This window comes from Microbacterium sp. AC132 (genome assembly GCF_979258525.1).
This window is the reverse complement of record NZ_OZ409862.1, coordinates 2,271,585-2,291,076: the sequence shown is the minus strand read 5'-3', so window position 1 is coordinate 2,291,076 and position 19,492 is coordinate 2,271,585. Positions and strand designations below refer to the sequence as shown.

The 19,492-nt window shown below is 65.1% G+C and carries 12 protein-coding genes; 3 read left to right on the top strand and 9 right to left on the bottom strand.

Going from position 1 to position 19,492, the window contains the following annotated elements:
* Window positions 1-616: 616 nt before the first annotated feature.
* From ACZZZQ_RS10820 to ACZZZQ_RS10790, 7 genes are all read right to left on the bottom strand, one after another.
* Complete coding sequence (locus ACZZZQ_RS10820) at window positions 617-3,367, bottom strand: CIA30 family protein (protein ID WP_463507522.1); 2,751 nt, start codon at window positions 3,365-3,367, stop codon at window positions 617-619.
* Complete coding sequence (locus ACZZZQ_RS10815; protein WP_463507521.1) at window positions 3,364-4,362, bottom strand: ROK family protein; 999 nt, start codon at window positions 4,360-4,362, stop codon at window positions 3,364-3,366. The genes ACZZZQ_RS10820 and ACZZZQ_RS10815 overlap by 4 nt, the downstream gene beginning before the upstream one ends.
* Window positions 4,359-6,839, bottom strand: a complete 2,481-nt coding sequence (locus ACZZZQ_RS10810) for a glycoside hydrolase family 2 protein (RefSeq protein ID WP_463507520.1) — start codon at window positions 6,837-6,839, stop codon at window positions 4,359-4,361. Before ACZZZQ_RS10810 ends, ACZZZQ_RS10815 begins: the two co-directional genes overlap by 4 nt.
* Window positions 6,836-7,759: a carbohydrate ABC transporter permease gene (locus ACZZZQ_RS10805; RefSeq protein ID WP_463507519.1), complete on the bottom strand. Its 924-nt coding sequence runs from the start codon at window positions 7,757-7,759 to the stop codon at window positions 6,836-6,838. The genes ACZZZQ_RS10810 and ACZZZQ_RS10805 overlap by 4 nt, the downstream gene beginning before the upstream one ends.
* Window positions 7,756-8,583, bottom strand: a complete 828-nt coding sequence (locus ACZZZQ_RS10800) for a carbohydrate ABC transporter permease (protein WP_463507518.1) — start codon at window positions 8,581-8,583, stop codon at window positions 7,756-7,758. The genes ACZZZQ_RS10805 and ACZZZQ_RS10800 overlap by 4 nt, the downstream gene beginning before the upstream one ends.
* A 197-nt stretch (window positions 8,584-8,780) precedes the next feature.
* Window positions 8,781-10,079, bottom strand: a complete 1,299-nt coding sequence (locus tag ACZZZQ_RS10795; protein ID WP_061016443.1) for an ABC transporter substrate-binding protein — start codon at window positions 10,077-10,079, stop codon at window positions 8,781-8,783.
* A gap of 141 nt (window positions 10,080-10,220) precedes the next feature.
* Window positions 10,221-11,057 carry a LacI family DNA-binding transcriptional regulator gene (locus ACZZZQ_RS10790; RefSeq protein ID WP_463507517.1) on the bottom strand — a complete coding sequence of 279 codons (837 nt, stop codon included), beginning with the start codon at window positions 11,055-11,057 and terminating at the stop codon, window positions 10,221-10,223.
* Between the two features lie 108 nt (window positions 11,058-11,165).
* On the opposite strand from ACZZZQ_RS10790, the gene ACZZZQ_RS10785 reads away from it, so the two are divergent.
* Window positions 11,166-12,386, top strand: a complete 1,221-nt coding sequence (locus tag ACZZZQ_RS10785) for an ROK family transcriptional regulator (RefSeq protein WP_463507516.1) — start codon at window positions 11,166-11,168, stop codon at window positions 12,384-12,386.
* Here ACZZZQ_RS10785 and ACZZZQ_RS10780 read toward each other — a convergent pair.
* Both ACZZZQ_RS10780 and ACZZZQ_RS10775 read right to left on the bottom strand, forming a co-directional pair.
* On the bottom strand, window positions 12,375-13,904 hold the full coding sequence (locus tag ACZZZQ_RS10780) for a carboxylesterase family protein (protein WP_463507515.1): 1,530 nt from the start codon (window positions 13,902-13,904) through the stop codon (window positions 12,375-12,377). The genes ACZZZQ_RS10785 and ACZZZQ_RS10780 overlap by 12 nt on opposite strands.
* Before the next feature lie 42 nt (window positions 13,905-13,946).
* Window positions 13,947-14,990: a glycosyl hydrolase gene (locus ACZZZQ_RS10775; RefSeq protein ID WP_463507514.1), complete on the bottom strand. Its 1,044-nt coding sequence runs from the start codon at window positions 14,988-14,990 to the stop codon at window positions 13,947-13,949.
* Between the two features lie 679 nt (window positions 14,991-15,669).
* Here ACZZZQ_RS10775 and ACZZZQ_RS10770 point away from each other — a divergent pair.
* Complete coding sequence (locus tag ACZZZQ_RS10770; RefSeq protein ID WP_463507513.1) at window positions 15,670-17,739, top strand: hypothetical protein; 2,070 nt, start codon at window positions 15,670-15,672, stop codon at window positions 17,737-17,739.
* Entirely contained in the window at window positions 17,736-19,193 is a 1,458-nt protein-coding gene (locus ACZZZQ_RS10765; protein ID WP_463507512.1) for a PIN domain-containing protein, read from the top strand. The genes ACZZZQ_RS10770 and ACZZZQ_RS10765 overlap by 4 nt, the downstream gene beginning before the upstream one ends.
* The last annotated feature ends 299 nt before the right edge of the window (window positions 19,194-19,492 follow it).

Sequence of the window (19,492 nt, the reverse complement as noted above, 5' to 3'; positions counted from 1 at the left end):
ACGGCGACACCAAGCGCGATCACCATCACTGCCGCGTCGTTAGGCAGCATGGCGCACCCGACGGATGTGTCCTCGTAGGGACAGCTTCTCCAGGGCTGGAAGAAGAACAGCACGGCTGTCGCCGCCCCCACCAGCCCCGATGACGCGCCGAGGACAGTCATCAACCTCGATCCGCGTTGAGTCATGGTCCAACGTAGACATCAGACGCGCACTCGACTCGTCCGTACTGCGATCTCCCAGCTTCGGCATCAAGTCCGCGTGTCGGGCTGGAACCCCGCGCCAGCACTGGAAACGCGCTCTCACCTGCTCAGCCCCTTCTTACTTCCCTGTCTGGCCGTTTACCGACGATAAGACCACTTATCGCAGCTATCCGGCGGCCCGATCTCACTTCAACCTCTAGGCCATTGGCCACGATTAGACCAGTTATCCGGACTGTCCGGCAACGCACAGCGCCGCGGCTCCTCGACGATCTGAAACGAGTGGTCGCCGGTGTCGATCCACGCTTCACACTCCGGAGTCGTATCGCCGTCGCCCGAAACAAGGGAGAGGACGAGAGAGCGTTGACGGCCACCCCCACTGCATCGGGGGCGGCCGTCAACGTCAGCGTGCGTCTCCGTCAGCTCCTCCGCAGACGCCCCCGCACGAGGAGTGCTCCTCCGAGGGCAAGGATGACTAGCCCTACGAACACCCACGGCCCGACAGCCCCTCCTGTGCTCGCCAGGTCTTCGCCGCCGTTCCCTGCCCCGGATCCTTCAGCGCCTCCCCCGCCGCCCGAGGGTTCGCCGGTGCCAGGATTCTCAGGCCCAGGCTCCTCCTCTGGAGCCGGGTCCACTGCCTGGACGACGGTGACCACATCGTCTACGCGAAGTTCACCGGCTCCCTCACCTCCGAGGTAGATCCCCAGCTGAGTCACCGAGGTCGGATCGAAGGCGGCGTCGGGCGCCCATGCCGGAGCTGCGAAATCGGAGAAGGGGATCTCCACGCGCTGCCACCCGTCACCCTCGATGGGGGCGACCGTCTCCCAGTAGGAGCCCTGCGCGACGAATTGGACGGTCACTGCGTCGCCGGGTGTGCCCTGGACCCAGAACTCGAGTCCGGCGTACCCCCACCAGTCCTGAGGCTGAGTGAACGTTCGCACGACGCCCGCGTAGCCGGGACCGCCGAGGTCGTAGGCGGCGACCATCGCCTGAGAACCCGTCTCGGGGTTTGCTGCAAGCGCGGGAGTGATAGCGCCGCCGCCGGTGTTGCGCACGTAGGTCGCGGCGAGGGCCTCATCATCGGCATAAGATTCGAAGTCCTCGACGACCAGCGGATCGCTCGGCAGGGACTTCATGGCGAAGTCGGCGGGTCCCGCAGACGAGGCGGTGGATCCGACTCCGTTGATGGCCGCCACTGACCACCAGTATCGCTCCCCCGGCTCCAGTTCTACATCCGGCCTGACCGTTGTCGCCTGAATACCGTCCGCGATGAACAGGGGGCTGGCGAGATCAGCCGACGTCGCGAGGGTGAAGCGGTAGTAGGCCGCGCCCGATGCAGCCTCCCACGTGAACGTGGGGGTAGCCGTCACATCAATACTGCCCGTCGCCGGGGCGATCAATCCGAATGCTGCAGGCGGCCCGTTCGGCGCATCGACAGCTGACCAGATCGTGGCTCGCGAGATGCTCGCGTCACCCGCCAACCTCACTCGGAGGTAGGGGCCGACGAGGTCACGTGCCGTCAGCACTCCATCGTCCGACTGCGTCGATGCCGTCGTCCAACTCACGGCATCCGCACTCGACTCCACGACGACCGACCCGGAGATGATGAAGTTCGCGGCGGTCAGGCGATCCTGCTTCCAGGTGATGGTCGCGTCGTCACCGATCGGGACGATGCTGGTGCCGTCCGCACGGGGATCGATGGTCACGTTCTCGTGCGCCTCGGTGAGGAGCCAGGACTCCAGCGGATCGACGAGCACTCGGGTGTCGGTCTCGGTCGCGACCGGCTCCGACACCGCCGCATCGACGCCCGAGGCATCCACGGCGACGACCCGATAGATTGCGCCGGATGGCGACACGAAGTCCGTTGACGATCCAGCATCCGCACCTAGGGCTGCGGTATTGACCTGCGCCCAGGCGACTCCGTCGGTGGACCGCTCCAGCCGGTAGGACGAGGCGCCTCCCGCGCCTCGCCACGCCACCGTATTGATTCCGTCCGCGCGGTCGATCGCGACGATCAGGGGCGTGCCGATGTCGGGTTGCGCTGATGAACCGCCGACGGCGTCGGCGTACGCCGAGATCGCCGACACTCGAGCTTGCTCTGCGTCGGTGGCGCCGGGCGCATGGAGGGTGAAGCCGTCGTCGTGCGGCACGAGGCCGCCCCTGTCGTTATTGCCGAACAGCGACCAGAACAGCATTCCCGTCACGTTCGGATCCTCGAGCAACGGATCGAGCAGCTCGGTGCTGGCAGCGGTCGAGGCGTACTCCCCGCCGATGTATACCTTCCCAGCGGCCGCCACCGTAGCGGCATCGGCAGACACGCGCGATGGCGTCGGCGGGTAGTAGTGCACATCGACGATGTCGAGCGCCGGGGCGGCGAGTGTGTCCGGATCGATGTCGAACCGACGGCCGGCGGCGACGAGCTGCTGCGGGGCGCGCTCCTTGATGAAGGCAACCTGCTGGTCGATCCAAGGCGCCGTCATCCCCTCCAACTCGTTTCCGAGTTCCCACGCCATGATGGTCGGATCGTTCACATACCGGATGCCGGTGAGCGCGTTGGTGCGCTGGAGGATGGTGTCGACGTAGTCCTGATAGGCGTCGATCGCTCGATCGTCGGTGTAGAAGTCGGCTGATGCCAGCCCGAAGGGTGCCGTGAAGTCTCGGTGTCCTCCGTGGTAGTACTCCCACTCGTCGGTGAGCGGCAGGATCAAGCGGATGCCGAGCGTGCCGGCGTACGCGATCGCGAAGTCGATCGTCGCGAATGCCTCCTCGTTGATCTCCCCGATGGTCGGCATGATCGCCAGCGGGTTCGCGCCGTCCTGGCCGGTCGAGGTCATCATGTGCGTGCGAACGACCGTCGACCCCATCCGTGCGGCGGCGTCGAGAGTGTCGGCGATACGGAACGCGGTCGGGTAGTCCACTCCGCCGACGTTCTCGTCCAGCCCCAGCCAGTAGATGTTCGGCCCACTGAAGCGGAATGTGTCACCGTCGAGCACGAGCCGGCTGCCGTCGCGTTGCACGAAGGTGCTGTTGAGCGAGGTCCAGTCTTCAGGCGCTGCCGAGGCCGGGGCGGCAGCCGCCGGCAGCAGCGCTGCGGCCACCGCGACGGCGAGAATACCCGCCGAGAGTCGGCGGCCACCGGTGCTTCGGGGGCGGGGTGTGTGTCGGTTCATCGGGCCAGGCTCCTTCGTCTGGGGTCGTGCAGAGGTTCGGGAATGGTGCTGCCGAGCGCTTCCGTCCGGTGGATCAGTGCGGCGGCGCCGAGGATCGGGCCGGCTCCGTCGAGTGCCGAGCCGATGACGATCACGTCGGCGGCGTAGTCGAAGACGATCGCGTCCTGCACCGCGCGACGGACGAGCTCGAGGTAATCGGTGCTGACCGCGGTGAATCCCCCGCCGACGGCGACGATCTCGAGGTCGAGCAGCGTCGCCGCACTGGCGATCGCCTGGCCGACGGCCGTCGCTGAGCGGATGATCGCGGCGCGCGCGACCGGTTCTCCGCGGGCTGCGTCTGCGGCCAGCTCCTCCCCCGTGCCGCCCAACCACCCGTTCGCCTGCGCCCAGGCAACGCTGCGGGGGCCGGACGCGATCCGTTCGAGCGTGACGTCGTCGGCGGAGTCCGACTCGGTACGCGTGGCGATCTGCACCTGTCCGATATGCCCTGCGTTGCCGCTGCGCCCGGAGATGAGCCGATCGTGGAGGATGATTCCGCCGCCGATTCCAGTGGAGACGATCATCGCCATCGAGTGCGCTGCGCCACGGGTGGCCCCCAGCCAGTGCTCGGCGAGGGCGATGCAGGTGCCGTCCAGACGCATGACGACGGGCAGACCGGGGACCAGCCGATCCAGGTGAGCTGCGAAGTCGAAACCGTGCAGCTCCGTTAGGTTCTTCGGACTCACCGTCCCGCGGCCCAGGTCGACGGGGCCGGCCGACCCGACCCCGGCTCCGATCAGTGCTGCCGTCTCCGGCATTCGCTCGATCGATGCGCGCACGGCGCGGTCGATCGACTCTTCGAGCTCGCGCCGGCCAGCTCCCGACCCCGTCGGTTCGCGGTGGAGACTGCCAGGCAGGATCGCGCCCTCCGAGTCGACGAGCGCCGCCTCGACTTTGGTGCCCCCCAGGTCGATCGCCAGCGCGATCGACCTCGGGGAATCTGAGACGATGCTCATCGCGCCCAGTCCGCGACCAACTGGTTCGCCGTGCGCAGTACGCGAGTCGACACCAGATCGGCGGGATCAAGCGTCGCGCTGGTGCGCACCCGGAAAGTGACAGTCTCGCCAGGCAGCATCGTCACGAGCTGGTCGTCGACGACGGCTGCAGGGTCGACCTTGTCGACGAGCAGAGCCAGATCCCGCAGGAACACCTCGGCCGTGACAGTGACCGTATAGCCGTCTTCACAGGGCTGCGCATCGGTGGTGAACGCCGGCGCTGGAAGGCTGGAGTCACGCGCTTCCGCGTAATACCAGAACCCCCGCTCGGTGCCGACCGTGGCCACGATCACCTCATCCACGTGGGACGACACGATCGCCACCCCCGGAGGGATGTCGACGGTGACCGAGGAACGACGATCGAGGTCGAGCGGGATCGTCGCCGATGCCAGCTCCGTCCCGTCGAACCGCAGTCGCCGGACGATCAGATCCTCCGTCAGGGCGTCGGGGCTGTCGTTGAGCACCGCCACGACGAGTCCTTCGCCGCGCGGCTGCACGGTGACCAGGCGATCCGCATAGACGTGTCGAAGCGCGTACAGCAGGGGCTTCGCGTGCTCATCCCCGTCGACAGCCGCCCACGATGTCACCGGCCAGCAGTCGTTGAGCTGCCAGACGACGGATCCCATGCACCGTGGGCTCAGCGAGCGGAAGTGCTCGATGGCGACGGTCACGGCGTTGGCCTGATTGAGCGACATGGCCCAGTGCCAGTCTTCGGTGTCATCCGGAAGCGGCAGGTGCGCAACGAGCCCATCGGTGAGCTTGTCATTGCCGTCTGTCGCCTTCTGGTGATGGATCATCCCCGGCGATTCGGGCGTCAGGGGCGAGTCCGAGATCGCTCGTTCGATCGTCGACCAGGTGGCAGGCCCCTGCCATCCGAACTCGGCGACGAATCGGGGTGAGACGTCACGATAGGCCGGATAGTCGACGCGGTTCCACAGCTCCCACAGGTGCACAGAGCCATGGTCGGGGTCGTTCGCGGGGATCTCGGGCGTTCCCGACCACGGGCTCCCCGCGGTGTAGTTCCCGGCCGGATCGAGTTCGGCGACGAGACGAGGCAGGAGGTCGAGGTAGTACCCCATTCCCCAGGTGCGGCCCTGCACGCGCTTCTCCCAGCCCCACTCCTCGAAACCCCAGATGTTCTCGTTGTTGCCGTTCCACAGCACCATGCTCGGATGCGGCATGATACGCGTGATGTTGTCGCGGGCCTCGGCCTCGACCTCACTCCACAGCGGCTCCTCTTCGGCATACGCCGCACAGGCGAAGAGGAAGTCCTGCCAGACCATGATGCCGCGCTCATCGCACAGCTCGTAGAAGTCATCCGACTCGTAGTAGCCGCCGCCCCAGATCCGGAGCAGATTCATGTTCGCGAACTCCGCCTGGTCGAGGCGGCGCGACAGACGAGCACGATCGACTCGGGTCACGAAGGCGTCGTCGGGAATCCAGTTCGCCCCTCGCACCCACACGGCCTCACCGTTCACGACGAAGCGGAAGGACGTGCCTTCGGCGTCCGGTTCCAACTCGACCTCGACGGTGCGGAACCCGATGCGACGCGTCCAGTCCGCGATGTGTTCGCCAACCTGCTCGAGCGTCACAGCGAGGTCGTAAAGGGGTTGCTCACCGAAACCACGCGGCCACCAGAGCTCAGCGTCGGGGACGGCGAGGTCCACGACGGCGATGGTCTCGTCGGCACCGAGTTCGACGCGGCCGGTCACCCCGGCGACCGCCGCAGCCAGGGTCACGTCGGCATCGCCTGCGCGCTCCACCTCGACGTGCACCGCCACGCGACGGTCGTCACCGTCCACCGTGACGACCGGACGCACGGACGCGAGACGTGCCCCCGACCACGCGTGCAGGCTGACCGGCTTCCAGAGCCCTGCCGATGCGGCGTCGAGACCCCAGTCCCACCCGAAGTTGCAGGCGGCCTTGCGGATGGCGTTGAAGGGGTGGAAGTAGGTATGCGGCCGATACCCGATCTCGAGGCTCGCACGATCGGCGGCTGCGACCGGCGAGCCGAAGTGCACGACGAGCTCGTTCTCCCCCTCCCGAAGGAGCGCATCGACATCGAGGCGGTAGGTGCGGTGCTGGTTGCGCGTCTCAGCCACGACGCTGCCGTTCAGTGTGACGGTCGCGACGGTGTCGAGTCCTTCGAAGACGAGGTCGTGGCGATCGTGCCCGTCAGGCGTCCAGTCGAACGCGGTGCGATACTCCCAGTCAGTGGAGCCGATCCAGGTCACCAGGTGCTCGTTGCGGTCGAGGAAAGGATCCGGGATCAGCCCGGCGTCGAGAAGATCTGTGTGGACCAGGCCCGGGACGGTCGCCGGGACGCTCAGACCGGAGAAGGACGCAGGAACCGCACCTCCCGTGGCGCGCAGACTCCACCCCTCATGCAGCGCACGGGTGGTCGATGGACGGGCGGTGGTGATGTCGGTGATGCTCACTTGGTTGCTCCAGATGTCAGGCCGTTGTAGATGTATCGCTGCAGGAAGAGGAAGGCGACGAGCGTCGGAATGATGACGAGCACGGTGCCGGCTGCGATGATCTGCCACTGCGCACCGAACGGACCCATGAAACGGAACAGCGACGTGGAGATCACCCCCAGATCCTGCGAGGGCATATAGAGGAAGGGAATGTAGAACTCGTTGTAGATGGCGATGCCCTTGATGATCACCACGGTGGCGACGGCGGGCTTCAACAACGGGAGGATGATGCGCCAGTACACCGTGAAGCGGTTCGCGCCATCGAGCATCGCCGCCTCATCGAGTGAGATCGGGATCGACTGCATGAACTGCAGGAAGATGTAGATCGCGACGATGTCGGTGCCCATGAACAGCAGGATCGCCGCGCCACGTGTGTTGAAGAGATCGAGCGCGGAGACGACCTGGAAAGTGGCCACCTGCGTCGTCACGGACGGCACGAGGGTCGCGAGCAGGAACAGCGCCATCACGAGCTTGCGACCCCGGAAGCGAAAGCGGTCCAGAGCGTAGGCCGCCATCGTGCCGATCAGAATCGTCCCCGTCACTGAGACCAGCAGGATGATCGCGGTGTTCAGGAATCCGGTGACCATACCGCCCTGGTCGAAGGCGACGACGAAGTTGTCGAGGTTGAACCAGTTCGACGGCGGGGTCAGCGGCCCGGTCGTTCGCTGTTCCCGGTCGGTCTTGAAGGCGAGCATGAAGATGGTCACCAGCGGCACGACGGCGAAGAGACTCGCGATGATGAGCGATGCGTCCTTCAGGGTCGTCGCCGTCAGCGCTGCGGCTCCGCGTCTGTGGGTGCTCGCGCGTCGGCGCGCTCGAGATTCGCGCGAGGACGAGGGCTCGGGCGGCGCGCCCTGCGTGCGGACTGCGGTCACGGTCATGACTCGCCTCCCTTCTCATCGGGGAAGACCCGACGTTGGACGAACGTGATGACAAGGACGATCACCAGGAGCACGACCGCCATCGCCGACGCGAGGCCCACCTTCGAGAATTTGAACGCCGTGTTGACCGTCTGGATCACGAAGGTCTCCGACCCGTTCGCCCCGCCGGTCATGATGTACGGCATCTCGAACGCCGACAGCGCGCCGGCGATCGCGAGGATGAAGGACAGCCCGAGGATGCGACGGATGCTCGGGAGGATGATGAAGCGGAACTTATGCCACGAGTTCGCCCCGTCGATGTCGGCGGCTTCGTACTGTTCTGCCGGCACGGACTGGATCGCACCGAGGAAGAGTACGAAGTTGAGCCCCATGTAGCGCCAGACCGACGTGGCCGCGAGGGAGGCGTTGACGAACGAGGGGTCGCCCAGCCACTGAGGCGGGTCCTGGATCCCGACGGCGACGAGAAGCGCGTCGAGGGTGCCGCCAGGGCGGAGGAAGTAGAGGAACACCAGCCCGATCGCGACCCCGTTGATCAGGTAGGGGAAGAAGATGACGCCCTTGAAGAGGTTCTTGAAGCGTGTGCGGAAGCTCAGGAGCGTGGCGAGGTACAGCGCGAGCACGAGTTGGGCGACAGCCCCGACCAGGTAATAGAGGCTGACGAAGAACACCTGGAAGATCTCGGGCTTCGTGAAGATCTGCACGAAGTTGTCGATCCCGACGAAGTCCTTCTGCGGCTCGAGCCCATCCCACGACGTGAGGCTGTACCAGAGCATGTTCGCCACCGGCACGTAGGTGAGCACGACCAGAAAGGCGAGGGGCACCACCAGAAAGAGCCATGGCGTGAACCCTGCGCTCTGTCTCCTCGCTCGCAGGGGTTGTTGTTCGCGGCCCTTGCGAGGTCGGGTCGTCACCAACGCCCTCGTGGCGGGCGACGTTCCCTGTCCGATTGCCATGATGTCTGCTCTCTTCGGTGAGGATGGCCGTCCGGCTCCGGGGGAATCGGAGCCGGACGACCTGGGGATTACTCGGCGACGGCAGCCCGCGCCGCGGCCCAGCGCTCGTTGAGATCAGCGAATACGCTCTCCTTGTCTCCGTCCGCGGCTCCGCGCGCGACATCGATGAGCTTCTGCCGGTAGGTGTTGCCGAAGAGGTCGATCTCGGCCTCGTTGGCGATGTCGTTGATCACGGCCTCCTTGCCGACGGGATCGGGCGCGAGCTCCAGGTAGGTGACTCCGAGGTCGGCGAAGTCCGCGAGAGTGTCCGGCGCGGGATCGCTGATGACCGGACTGATCGCTCCCTGACTTGCGGCGAATCCGGACTCGTTCGTGAACCAGTCGATCCACGCTTTGGCCGTCGCCTTGTTGTCCGAGTGCTTGCTGATCGCCAGGAACTTGTCGGACGCGGTCACCGACGTGAAGCCGTCATCGGTCTTCCAGGGCATCGGCCAGAAGCCGATGACATCGCGCGACTCGCCGGCTTTCTCGGCAGCATCCTGCATCTGCGACACCGCCCAGGAGCCGAGGACCATCGAGCTGATCTCACCGGATGCGAGGAGGTTCTTCGACTCCTCCCAGTTGGTGGTCGTCGGGTCGGGCTCGCTGAGTCCTGCTGCCACAGTGTCGAAGAGCAGCCCGTCGATGTTGTACTGGTCGTTGCCTTCCGACCATGGGTCGTCCGTCTCGATCATCTCGGAGCGGACCTCGGGCCCCTGGGTCGCGCCCAGGTTGCCTTCCAGAGTCGCGAGCGGCCAGCCGTCCTTGTAGTTCGTGTAGTACGGGATCGAGCCCGTCGCCTTGATCTTCTCGAGGGCGTCAAGGTATTCCTCTTGAGTCGCCGGCGGCTCGGTGATGCCCGCCTCCGTCCAGACATCCCGGTTGAACACGTAGCCCATCGCCGAACCGAACGTGGACACGCCGTACACCGTGCCATCGAACGATGCCTCATTCGCGAAGCGGTAGGTCTCAGACTGCTCTTCGACCGTGCCCAGCGGCTCGAAGAAGTTCGCGTACTGGTCTTTCGTCACGTTCGAGCTCGGGATGAGGAGCACGTCGCCGTAGTCCTGCGAGTTGAGGCGGATCTTCGTGTCGCCCTCATAGTCGGTGAGCGCTTCGAACTTCACCGTCGTACCCGGATACTCCTCTTCGAACGTCTTCGCGTACTCCTTGAAGGTCGTGTCGACGAGGTCGGTGCGGTTGGTCAGGACCGTGATCTCGCCCGACGGCTCACCGTCGTCGTTGCTCGCTCCGCCCGAGCATCCAGCGAGGACGATCGCGCCGACCGCCGTCATCGCGGCGAGACCGAGGATCGGTTTCCGGTTCATGAGAACTCCTTCGTTCGCGGACGAAGGGCCGGGTTGCCTCGTCGCTCGGCATCCAGCATCGCTGGCGGAGACATCAGAGTCAAGACTTAAGATTATTAATTTATGTAACAGATTGATGTCGGCGGAGTCGGCACCAATCGGTCACTCGATCGGGGCGGGTCCCGACGTCGCGCGCTCGATGAACACCGCGTGGGGAGCTTCGCGAGTCTGCGCCGGCCGGCCGGCGAGCAGTTCCAGCAGCTCCTCCCCGGCGATCTCGCCGATGCGCTGCACATCGTGGCTCAGGGCGGAGAGGGGTGGCTCCGAGAGCTGGCATTGCGCCGAGTCATCCCATGCCACGACGGAAATGTCCTCGGGTATGCGAAGCCCGGCCTGCTGTGCCGCGTCGAGTCCGCCCAGCGCCATGAGGTCACTGTCGAAGATCACGGCAGAGGGCCGCCCTTCGCTCGCCAACAGGATGTTCATGGCCTCGAAACCCGAGGTTCGCGAGTAGTCGCCGGTGAGGCTGACGGCGTCGAGGCCGAGCGCATCGACGAGAGCCGCGAAAGCCTCGACGCGGGATTCGGTATGCGTCAGTTCGATGGGGCCGGTGACATGTGCGAGCCGACGATGCCCACTCGCGACGAGGCGGTCGACGGCCTCGCGCATCGTGAGCGCATCGTTCGTCCACACGGCCGGGAGAGCCTTGGCCGAGGCAGGTGCCCCGATCACGATCGCGGGAATGCTGCTGCGCTCAGCGAAAGACACACGTTCGTCGTCGTCGACGACGTCGACCAGGATGAACGCGCTGACGACATGCTCTCGGTGCCATCGCTCCAGCTGCAGTATCTCCTCCTCGCGTGTGGAGAGCACGCGCAGCAGCACTGAAAGACCTGCGGGCCGGACCACACGATCGATTCCGGCGATCAGCTCGTGGTAGAACGGCTCGGCGCCGTAGATCTCGGAGGCGCGGAACAGTGTGAGGCCGATGGGCCGCACCTGCGCGATAGTCTGTTCGAAATCGGGACCCATCGGGTGGGCGACCTTTCGTGATCGGATCGTCGTGTGCGCCCCTCACAGTACGCGCTCGATGATCAGGAGACACAGATGGCCCGGCGCGAGTCGATACAGTCCGGCCCCGGCAGCCAGGCGCTCATCGTCGACCTGATCAGATCGGCAGGGCCGATCAGCAGAACCGAACTGACTCAGGCGACCGGGCTCACTCAACCGTCCGTGTCGAACATCGTGCGCCGCCTCATCGAGGCCGGACTGGTCAGAGAGTCAGGCCGCGCGGCGTCACAGGGAGGCAAGCCACGCACTCTGCTCGAGATCAACGCGAGCGCCAAGTACGGGATCGGTATTCAACTCGGCTTCGAGTCGATCACCCTCGTCGCCACCGATGTGCGGGGCGGGGTGGTGGGACGCCAGCTCGTCAACGGAGCCGGATCGGCACCGCCCGAAGAGGTCATCACCCGGATCGCCACGCTCTATCGCGATTTCGTGGACGCAGTAGGCCTTCCTCCGGCGTCGATCGCTGGCGTCGCCATCGTCGCGCCAGGACCTATCGCGCAGGTCGGCGGAGTTCTGCTCGGGCCGCCGACGTTGTCGCGATGGGACGAGTTCCCGCTCAAGCAGGAGCTTCAGTCAGCCATCGACGCTCCCGTCATCGTCGACAATGACGCGGCCGCCGCCGCCGTCGGAGAGTTCTGGAGTCGACAGGTGTCGCGGACGGAGTCGTTCGCCTGCATCTACATGGGCACGGGAATCGGCGCAGGCATGGTGCTCGACAGTGCCCTCTACCGCGGCTCCAGCTCGAACGCCGGCGAGCTGGGCCACGTCAGCATCGATGCCGATGGAGTCCCGTGCCACTGCGGCAACCGCGGATGCCTCGAACGCTATGCCGCGCCGGAGGCCGTCATGCACGCCGCTCACGACGTGCGCGGCGATCTCAGCGATCTCAGCCTCGGATTCGACCCGGAGTCGCTCAGCAGGGACTTCGATCAACTCGCCCGGGCCGCGATAGGCGGACACGACACGGCACTCGGCCTCCTGCAGCGATCCGCCGATCAGATCGCCTCGGCCACGGTGACCCTGGCCAACCTTCTCGATCTCGACCGCCTCGTCCTTGCCGGGCCGGGGATGGCGGTGGCGGGCTCGCTCTACACACGGACGATCCGCTCCCGGCTCGAGCAGAGCTTCTTCGCGCGACGTGCACATCCGATCCTGGTGGAGCTGTCGGCGAATCCTCGAGACACAGCGGCGATCGGCGCGGCCTCGCTTGTGCTGCAGGGCACGATCGCCCCCGGGCACGGACCTTCACTCGGCTGATGCGGGGGACCACCTGCCGACGTCACGAGAAGATGCCCAACGGCGACGACCGGCGAACGGGTCGTGGACCACATCGATCTGCTCATCGAGCACGAGTGTGGCGCGGCCCTCGGCGAAAGGTGGCCACTGGGCGACACTCGCCGCATGAGGGCTTCCGGAGCGCACGAAGCTGGCCCACAGTGCGCTCATGCTCTCGCTGAGCCCCCGGGGCGGTGCGTCGCCGACCTCCTCGACCGCTGCCGCGCTGTCATCGAGATGACGGAAGACGAACGGCAGCTCGAGCGAGTGCCCGGCTCGGCGCGACCAGGATGCCGTGTCGGGTCGCGGCCACGCGAACAGATAGGCGAATGTGCGGGCTCCGGTGCGCCGACGCGCCTCGAGCAGCCGATTCGTCGGACCGCGGTAGTGTCGGTCGGTCACCAGCGACTCGAGCACCTCGGCCGGGGTGAGCATTCGACGGTCATCCTCAGCGCACGCCGAGATGTACGAACCCGCTTCGCCTCCTCGCCCCATGCTCTCGAGTTCGGACTCGAGCGCGCGCAGAGCGTCATGTGCTGCGAGATGCATCAGGTCCACTGATGCGCTCGCCTCGTTGCGAGCGGTGCCGATGAGTGCGTCGATCGCGATGCCGCACCCGTCAGCGATCCGCCGCCTCGGCAGGTCGTGCACGAAGCGACCGTCGATGATCGGACGGAACGGGGTGGCGGGTCCGCGCAGCGCCCCCTGCCATCTCTCGACGACGCGCTGCTGGGCTGCGATGATCTCCGGCGCCGGTGCTCGCAGCAGATCGCGCGGATCCGCACCTCTTCCGCCGATTTCATAGAGCAGCTCCGCGGTGACCTCAGCGGCCTGTTCGGGGGTGTGTGCTCGCTCCGCCGGAGCACTCTCGATGATGACCCGCTGGAATGGCGCCTCGTCGTCGCTCTCCGCGAGCAGGAACGAGACGATCGCGCCGCCGGCCGACTGCCCCATGACCGTGATCCGCGAAGGGTCTCCTCCGAACGCCGCGATCTCATCGCGAACCCACGTGATCCCAGAGAGCGCGTCCCCGAGCGCGAGGTTGCCGGCGTCCGCGTAGTCGTCACCGAGCAGATGGTCGAGACGAAGGTGGCCGAACGCCCCCAGGCGGTAGCTGATCGCGGCGACGATCAGATCTTGGGCGGCGGCGAGACGCGCACCGTCGCAGAGCGGATCGCCGTTCGAGCCCACAAGGTGCGCTCCGCCGTGCACCCAGACGAGCACGGCGCGCGGGTCGGACTGCGTCGCGGGCAGCCAGACGTTCGCAGTCAGACAATCCTGTTCGCTCATAGGCAGGGCGCCGGCCGAACCGGCGCCCTGCCACGCGAGCGGCCCCTGTGCGCTCACGCGGAGTCCGGCCCAACGGTCGGCCGGGACGGCAGGCCGGAAACGCTCAGGCACCTTCGCCGTCGGCACGCCGAGCACTGCGATGGCGTCGCCATCCGGGGTGCGCACGCGCGCACCCCGGACTCTGCCTTGCGATGTTGCGAATTCCTGCATATCACCTCTTCCGAGATCGTCTTTCTCTCCTCCCGCCGACCCCTACGGCAGCACCACCTCGCCCTGATTCAGCACCCTGGGGTGAAAGTACGCGTTCTGGATCTCCGTGTTCGAGTTGTTGCCGCGGAGTTGCTCCGACCAAATCATGAAGTACGACCATCGCGTCTGAGACTGCAGGAAGTTCGCGTCGGGCACCTTGCCCATCTCGGCGATCGCGATCGGCTTCGTCCCTGCGATCGACTGGAGCTGCTGGTAGTCGGCCGCACTCGGGTAGTTCTTGTACCAGGCGTCGAGCGAGACGACGTCCACGTATGAGGCACCCGGGTAGTAGTTCGACCATCCGCCCGCCGGGTTGTCTTGAATGTTCCACACCCAGATCAGGTTGTCGAGGCCCTGCGCGTCGAAGTAGTCGCGCATCTGCTGGAAGATCTTCGCTCCGCCGTTCGCGCCCGGGCGCCCACCCCACCAGTTCCAGGTCTCGTTCATCTCGTGGAATGGCCGGAAGAGCACCGGCACGCCGGCATCCTTGAGCTGACGGAGGTAGGGGACGACCTCGGCCATGCGCTGACGCCACGTGTTGTTCAACGCGGTGCCTCCGGTCACGATCTGCGTGAACTGCGTGTTCGTGATCTGCGTCTTCACACCGCCCTCGAACTCGCAGGTCGATGGACCCGTGGGCGAACAGGCATGCCAGGCGAGGGTGACGAGCGAGCCGTTCGCCCACTCCGTCTTGGCCTGGTCGATCACACGCTGACGGTTTGCCGCGTCCTGCGATCGGAACATCAGGTCCCCTCCCCACAGTCCGGGGTACTGACCGGTGATGTCCTTGACCTGTTGCGTGTACTGGGCGGGCGCGCTGGCCGGTTCCTTGTTGTGCTGACCCGACACGATGTTCGAGCCAGTGATGGCGCGGAGGTATTGCAGGACCGACGCCTTGCTCTTCGGAGTGAACGCTTCAGCAGGCGCTGGCTGGCCGACCGCAGTGGCGACCAGGCCGAGCACGAGCGCGGCACCCAGGGCCATCCGAGCCATCCGAGCCATCCGAGCCATCCGAGCCATCCGAGCCATCCGAGTAGGGAATCTCATCTTCGTCTCCTTTCCGCGCTTCCTCGTCGAAGCGGCGGCGGAACCAGACTCCCCTCCCGAGCACTCCCCGTCAAGCGGTTAGATCATAAATTTATTAAAGTCGAGTGGGGGGCTTCGACTTCGGTGCAACCACGGCGAAGAACGCTCCTCCGTCGCGTTCCGGAGGAAGCCGGGGCCTTCGTGCCGACGGCAGGATTGACCCAGATCGCAAACACGAGGTCGGAGGAGCCGCGAGCTTCCAACTCCTCAAACCTGAACACGCACCGAAAATGCACCACGCCAGACCCCGGATACGGAAAAACCCCCGATTTCTCGGGGGTTTCCATGGCGGTGACGGTGGGATTTGAACCCATTCTGCAGTCCAGACCCTGGGTCCAGCTCTTGCGGAACAGCGGAAAAACAAGGAAGCGACCCACATCTGCTCACACCAGCTCACCTAGTCCCGCACGAGTTCCGTTACTGCTGCGTTACCGCTAACGCTCAGGGCAGAAGTCGGTTACGAACGTGAGCGTGAAGACGACTCAACACGCCGGGTTACGAGAGTGACGTGAGTCGCGCACGTCGCGACCCGTACCCTCAGCGACCGACTCGGCGTGGTACCGGAGCACCCGATCGCTCAGTTCGGCCTTTCGCTATTCATGTCGGTTGCCCATCGTATGCTCGCCTCAAGGAGGCCAACGTGATTGATCCGATAACTGGGGCGGCGATCTCTGCCGGCGGCAAGGTGGCTACTTCTGCTGCCGTCGGTCTCGGGAAGAAGCTGACGCTTGAATGGCGCATCGCGAGGAGCGCTGCATCCGCGGCGCAAGAGCTAGGCGTGAAAGTGCCACTAAAGCCCCTCCGCGCTGCGCTCATGAACTCTGATTTGATGACCGCCTGCAAAACAAATGGTCCTGCTGGTACGGCTGCCAGAGAACTCCTCGACACGATTAGATGCGACGGCCTCGAGGGGCCTCCAAGCGGGTTTCTGCTCCCTCTTCTGCGGACTGCGACCGCACGACAACTAAGCGCTGGTGACTCCCAAGCGCTGGTGTACGAGCAAGTTATCGTTCCGATCACAGAGATGGCGGAGCTTGGCAAGGACACGATGGAGTCCGCTCTTGCCCACTTTCCCGCGGCGCTCGCGGAGGATGCGCGAGCGCTGGAGGGTGCGATCGGCGAGCGGGCCTTGCTCCGGATGCTTCGAACGCTTGCCAAGCCGCAGGAGCGTGGCGAGACTCTCAAGGATTGGCTTCGTGCCCGGCCGTCGTGGCTCGAAGAGAGCGAAGCTGTGGACGGGTGGCTCGGTCTCCTAGCGATCACCTGCGGGAACCACACTAACGCGCGCGCCTGGATCGAGCGTGCGCTCGAAGGCGGAGCCACTCCACGCGCGTACTGGCTTGTGCAGATCGTGGGGATCAATCGTTCGGAGTCGGACGCACTTGACCTCCTCGCCCACGATCGCGGGCACCCGTTGATCGAGGCGATCTTAACGGACAACGAGCTCTCCGAGCGAGAGCAGCACCTGCTGGACTGGACTCCGCAGACAGCGATGCAACGAGCTCTCGCGGCCTCCATTCGCGCGCAGCAGCTAATCGAGGCGCGACGACTCGACGAGGCTATCGAGTTCTCGGTAGATGCGTTCGAAGCCGACGGGTTTGGAGCCGCAGGCGTAATCGGCGTTCGTGCTCTCATCGCGCGGTCCCTGGTGGGTGAGTTTCACACTCAAACCGAAGATCTGTCGGCGGCGCGGCGCCTCGCGATCGATATCAGAAACAGCCAGCGACGGACCGGAGTTCCCAACTCTGAGGCAGTCGTGCTTGCCATCGAAGCCTCCATGCTGCTTCAAGACTATGACCGCGCGAAGGCGCTTTTCACTGCTACCCCAGAAGGAGAGGCGACCGCTGCCGAAGCCGCTCACGCTAGTGTTCGCAACGCCGCGGCGCTCGCGCTTCTCCACACGGGACAGCTGTCAGGCGCGCACACACTAATGGGCGAAACCGCATCAGCCTCGATGCGACTGCAACTCGCAGCACGTGAGGCTGAACTCGAAGTGGAGGGTGACAAGGCCGTCCGACTATGGTCCGAAGCGGTAGATGCCACCGAGGACTGGAACGAGAAAGCAGCGATCTGCTCTGTTCTTGCTCATCGCGGCATCGTGCATCCCTTCGTCGAGATCATGCGCCCGCTCAACGCCCAGTTGTGCGACGAGATTGACAGTATTGCGGCCCTGTTTCGAGAGCAGCCCGGCGCTGAGTCGCGCGCGGCATCCGCGGCGCTAGATAACCCGAGGCTCGCCCGCGCCCTGGGCCAGTATTACGCCGAACACGAACGACCCGATGACGCTCTCCGCCTCGCCGAACAATCAGCGCGTCGGTGGGGCGATCCTGACGAATGGTTCCGGGCAGCGCGGTATCACCTCGATCGCGGCGACCATGAGAAGGCCGTCGATCGGGCACAACGGGCTATCGTTGCGGGCGGACAAGCCTGGGGGCACGTGCGCGTGCCCTTCGACTACAAATCCAGGCGATGTATCAGGACAGGCAGTGGGAAGAGCTCATCCTGCCAGCGCGAGCTCTGCTGCGCATCGAACCCGATGCAGCCGACGCAGCCTGGTCATTGGTCTTTGCCTACAATCACGCTGCCGACGACCTCCAGGCGTTCAAGGAATGGAAAGCACACCCGGTGTGCCGTGTCCCTCATGACGCCGGTCAGGCGTCTATGTGGCTGCATCTTTTCCAGCGCTTCGGCACAGAGATGGCGCAGGTGAGCGAAGTTCTCAGTCTGAGCCATAGATTCTCTTCTCACGAGCAGGTTCGACGGCTAGCAGTGGGCGCATTGTTAATCGCCCCCATCGAGTATCGAGACACCGAAGTGCAGCTACTCGCCCTAGCTGACGAATATCACACGGACTTCCCCGATCGCCCCCGTCTGGTTTGGGCCGTGACGATGGAGGGAGATGATCCGAAGGAGCTGCTTGCTGCGATCGATCGAGCTGCCGGTGGTCCCCGCCCTACCAATGACCTTGATGCCCACCTGCGCGATGGGTCGTTGCCCGTCGGGTTGATCGCCCACTTCTCGCGGCGGGGCCTTGCCGAGATACTCGTCAAGAGCCGCCATTCGCCTCGCTTCGCGGGTGGTTCGGATGAGAGACCCGTGGACTACACGGCCGTCGAAGTAGCCAGCTTGCGGGGCGCCGCCCTGGACACAACGGCAGCCCTAACCCTCGCAACTCTTGATGACGACCTCGCGGAAGTGCTCAGCCGTGTTCCCAAACGACTGTTCGGCACATATGGTCAACTTCGCGACGCGAATGATGCGGGGATCGATTTTGAGCGGGCCGGCGATGTCTTCGTCCCGAGCACCGTCGATCAGGGTCCGACCGTCATGTTCATTCCCGAGGAGGAGGTCGCGGAGCGCCGTCGCCTAACAGAAAAGCTGATCGTTCTCCTCCGGCTCGCCGAACGATCGGATCCGCCACAGCTGGCGCCTCCGACCGAACAATTCGAAGACCTCTTAGGAGCGTGGTCCGAGGCGATCCTCCGGGCTGCCGAAGCGGACGTTCCCCTCTGGTGCGATGATGCTGCGACTAGACAGATAGCTGGTGCCTTCGGAATATCATCCTTCGGGACGCCGACAGTTGTGGAGTACATGCGTGCCGCCGGGCAGCTCACCGAAGAGCAAGCTGACGTCATCGACGCGGCTCTTATTCGTGAACATCTCGTTGGGATTCGCTACAGGAAAAACCCTTGGGAACTGGCGGCTGCTATTGGCCTCGCACCCGCCGGGCTGGGGCAGGCAATCTTGCACGGCGGTCCGACGTCCGCGGCCAGCAAAATCGAGATCATCGTTCGTGGCATGGAAAGATGCGTAGCCGAACCGGATGCGATGCAGGATTGGGCAGCCGTAGGCGCCAGATATGTCACGGGGATCGCGGGCACAGAAGAAGAAGCAGTCGACAACCTCGCGCTCTTCATCCGAGCGGCCCTAACGATGTCGTGGACTGCGGCGCACGTTCTTCAGTTCATCTTCAAGGGGTTGCGGGAGGCAGCGACGGATCGTTGGTACCCTGCGTTTCGCCAAGCAGTGACCGCACACTGGGGAAGTTTGCGATCAATCCTCCCTACCGATCTTGCAGCGACCCTGCTCCTCGGGAAGGTAAAGCTTCTACCGGATCCTGATCGGCAACTCGTGCTGGAAGTCATCTTCCGCGACGACGACTAGGGAGAGCTCGCGGTCGCGGCCCGAGGGCTGAGAAGCACTCTCGTGCGAGCTTCGCTACTGCTGAAAACACAGGAGAACGTGGACGGCGACGTTGTCGGATAGGCCCATAAGCCTGCAGCCAACATGATGGGTGGGGCGACCTTGGTCGCCCCACCCATCATCAAACGTAAATGCTGCTCGGGAGCGGTGACGGGGGCCTGAGTATGCACCTCGTGAATCTGCCCGTGACGTAGAGCTGCACCCCTGTGGCCAGTCTCGTTGCAGGTCACGACGTCCATCGGCCGCTGGGGTCGCGGGGC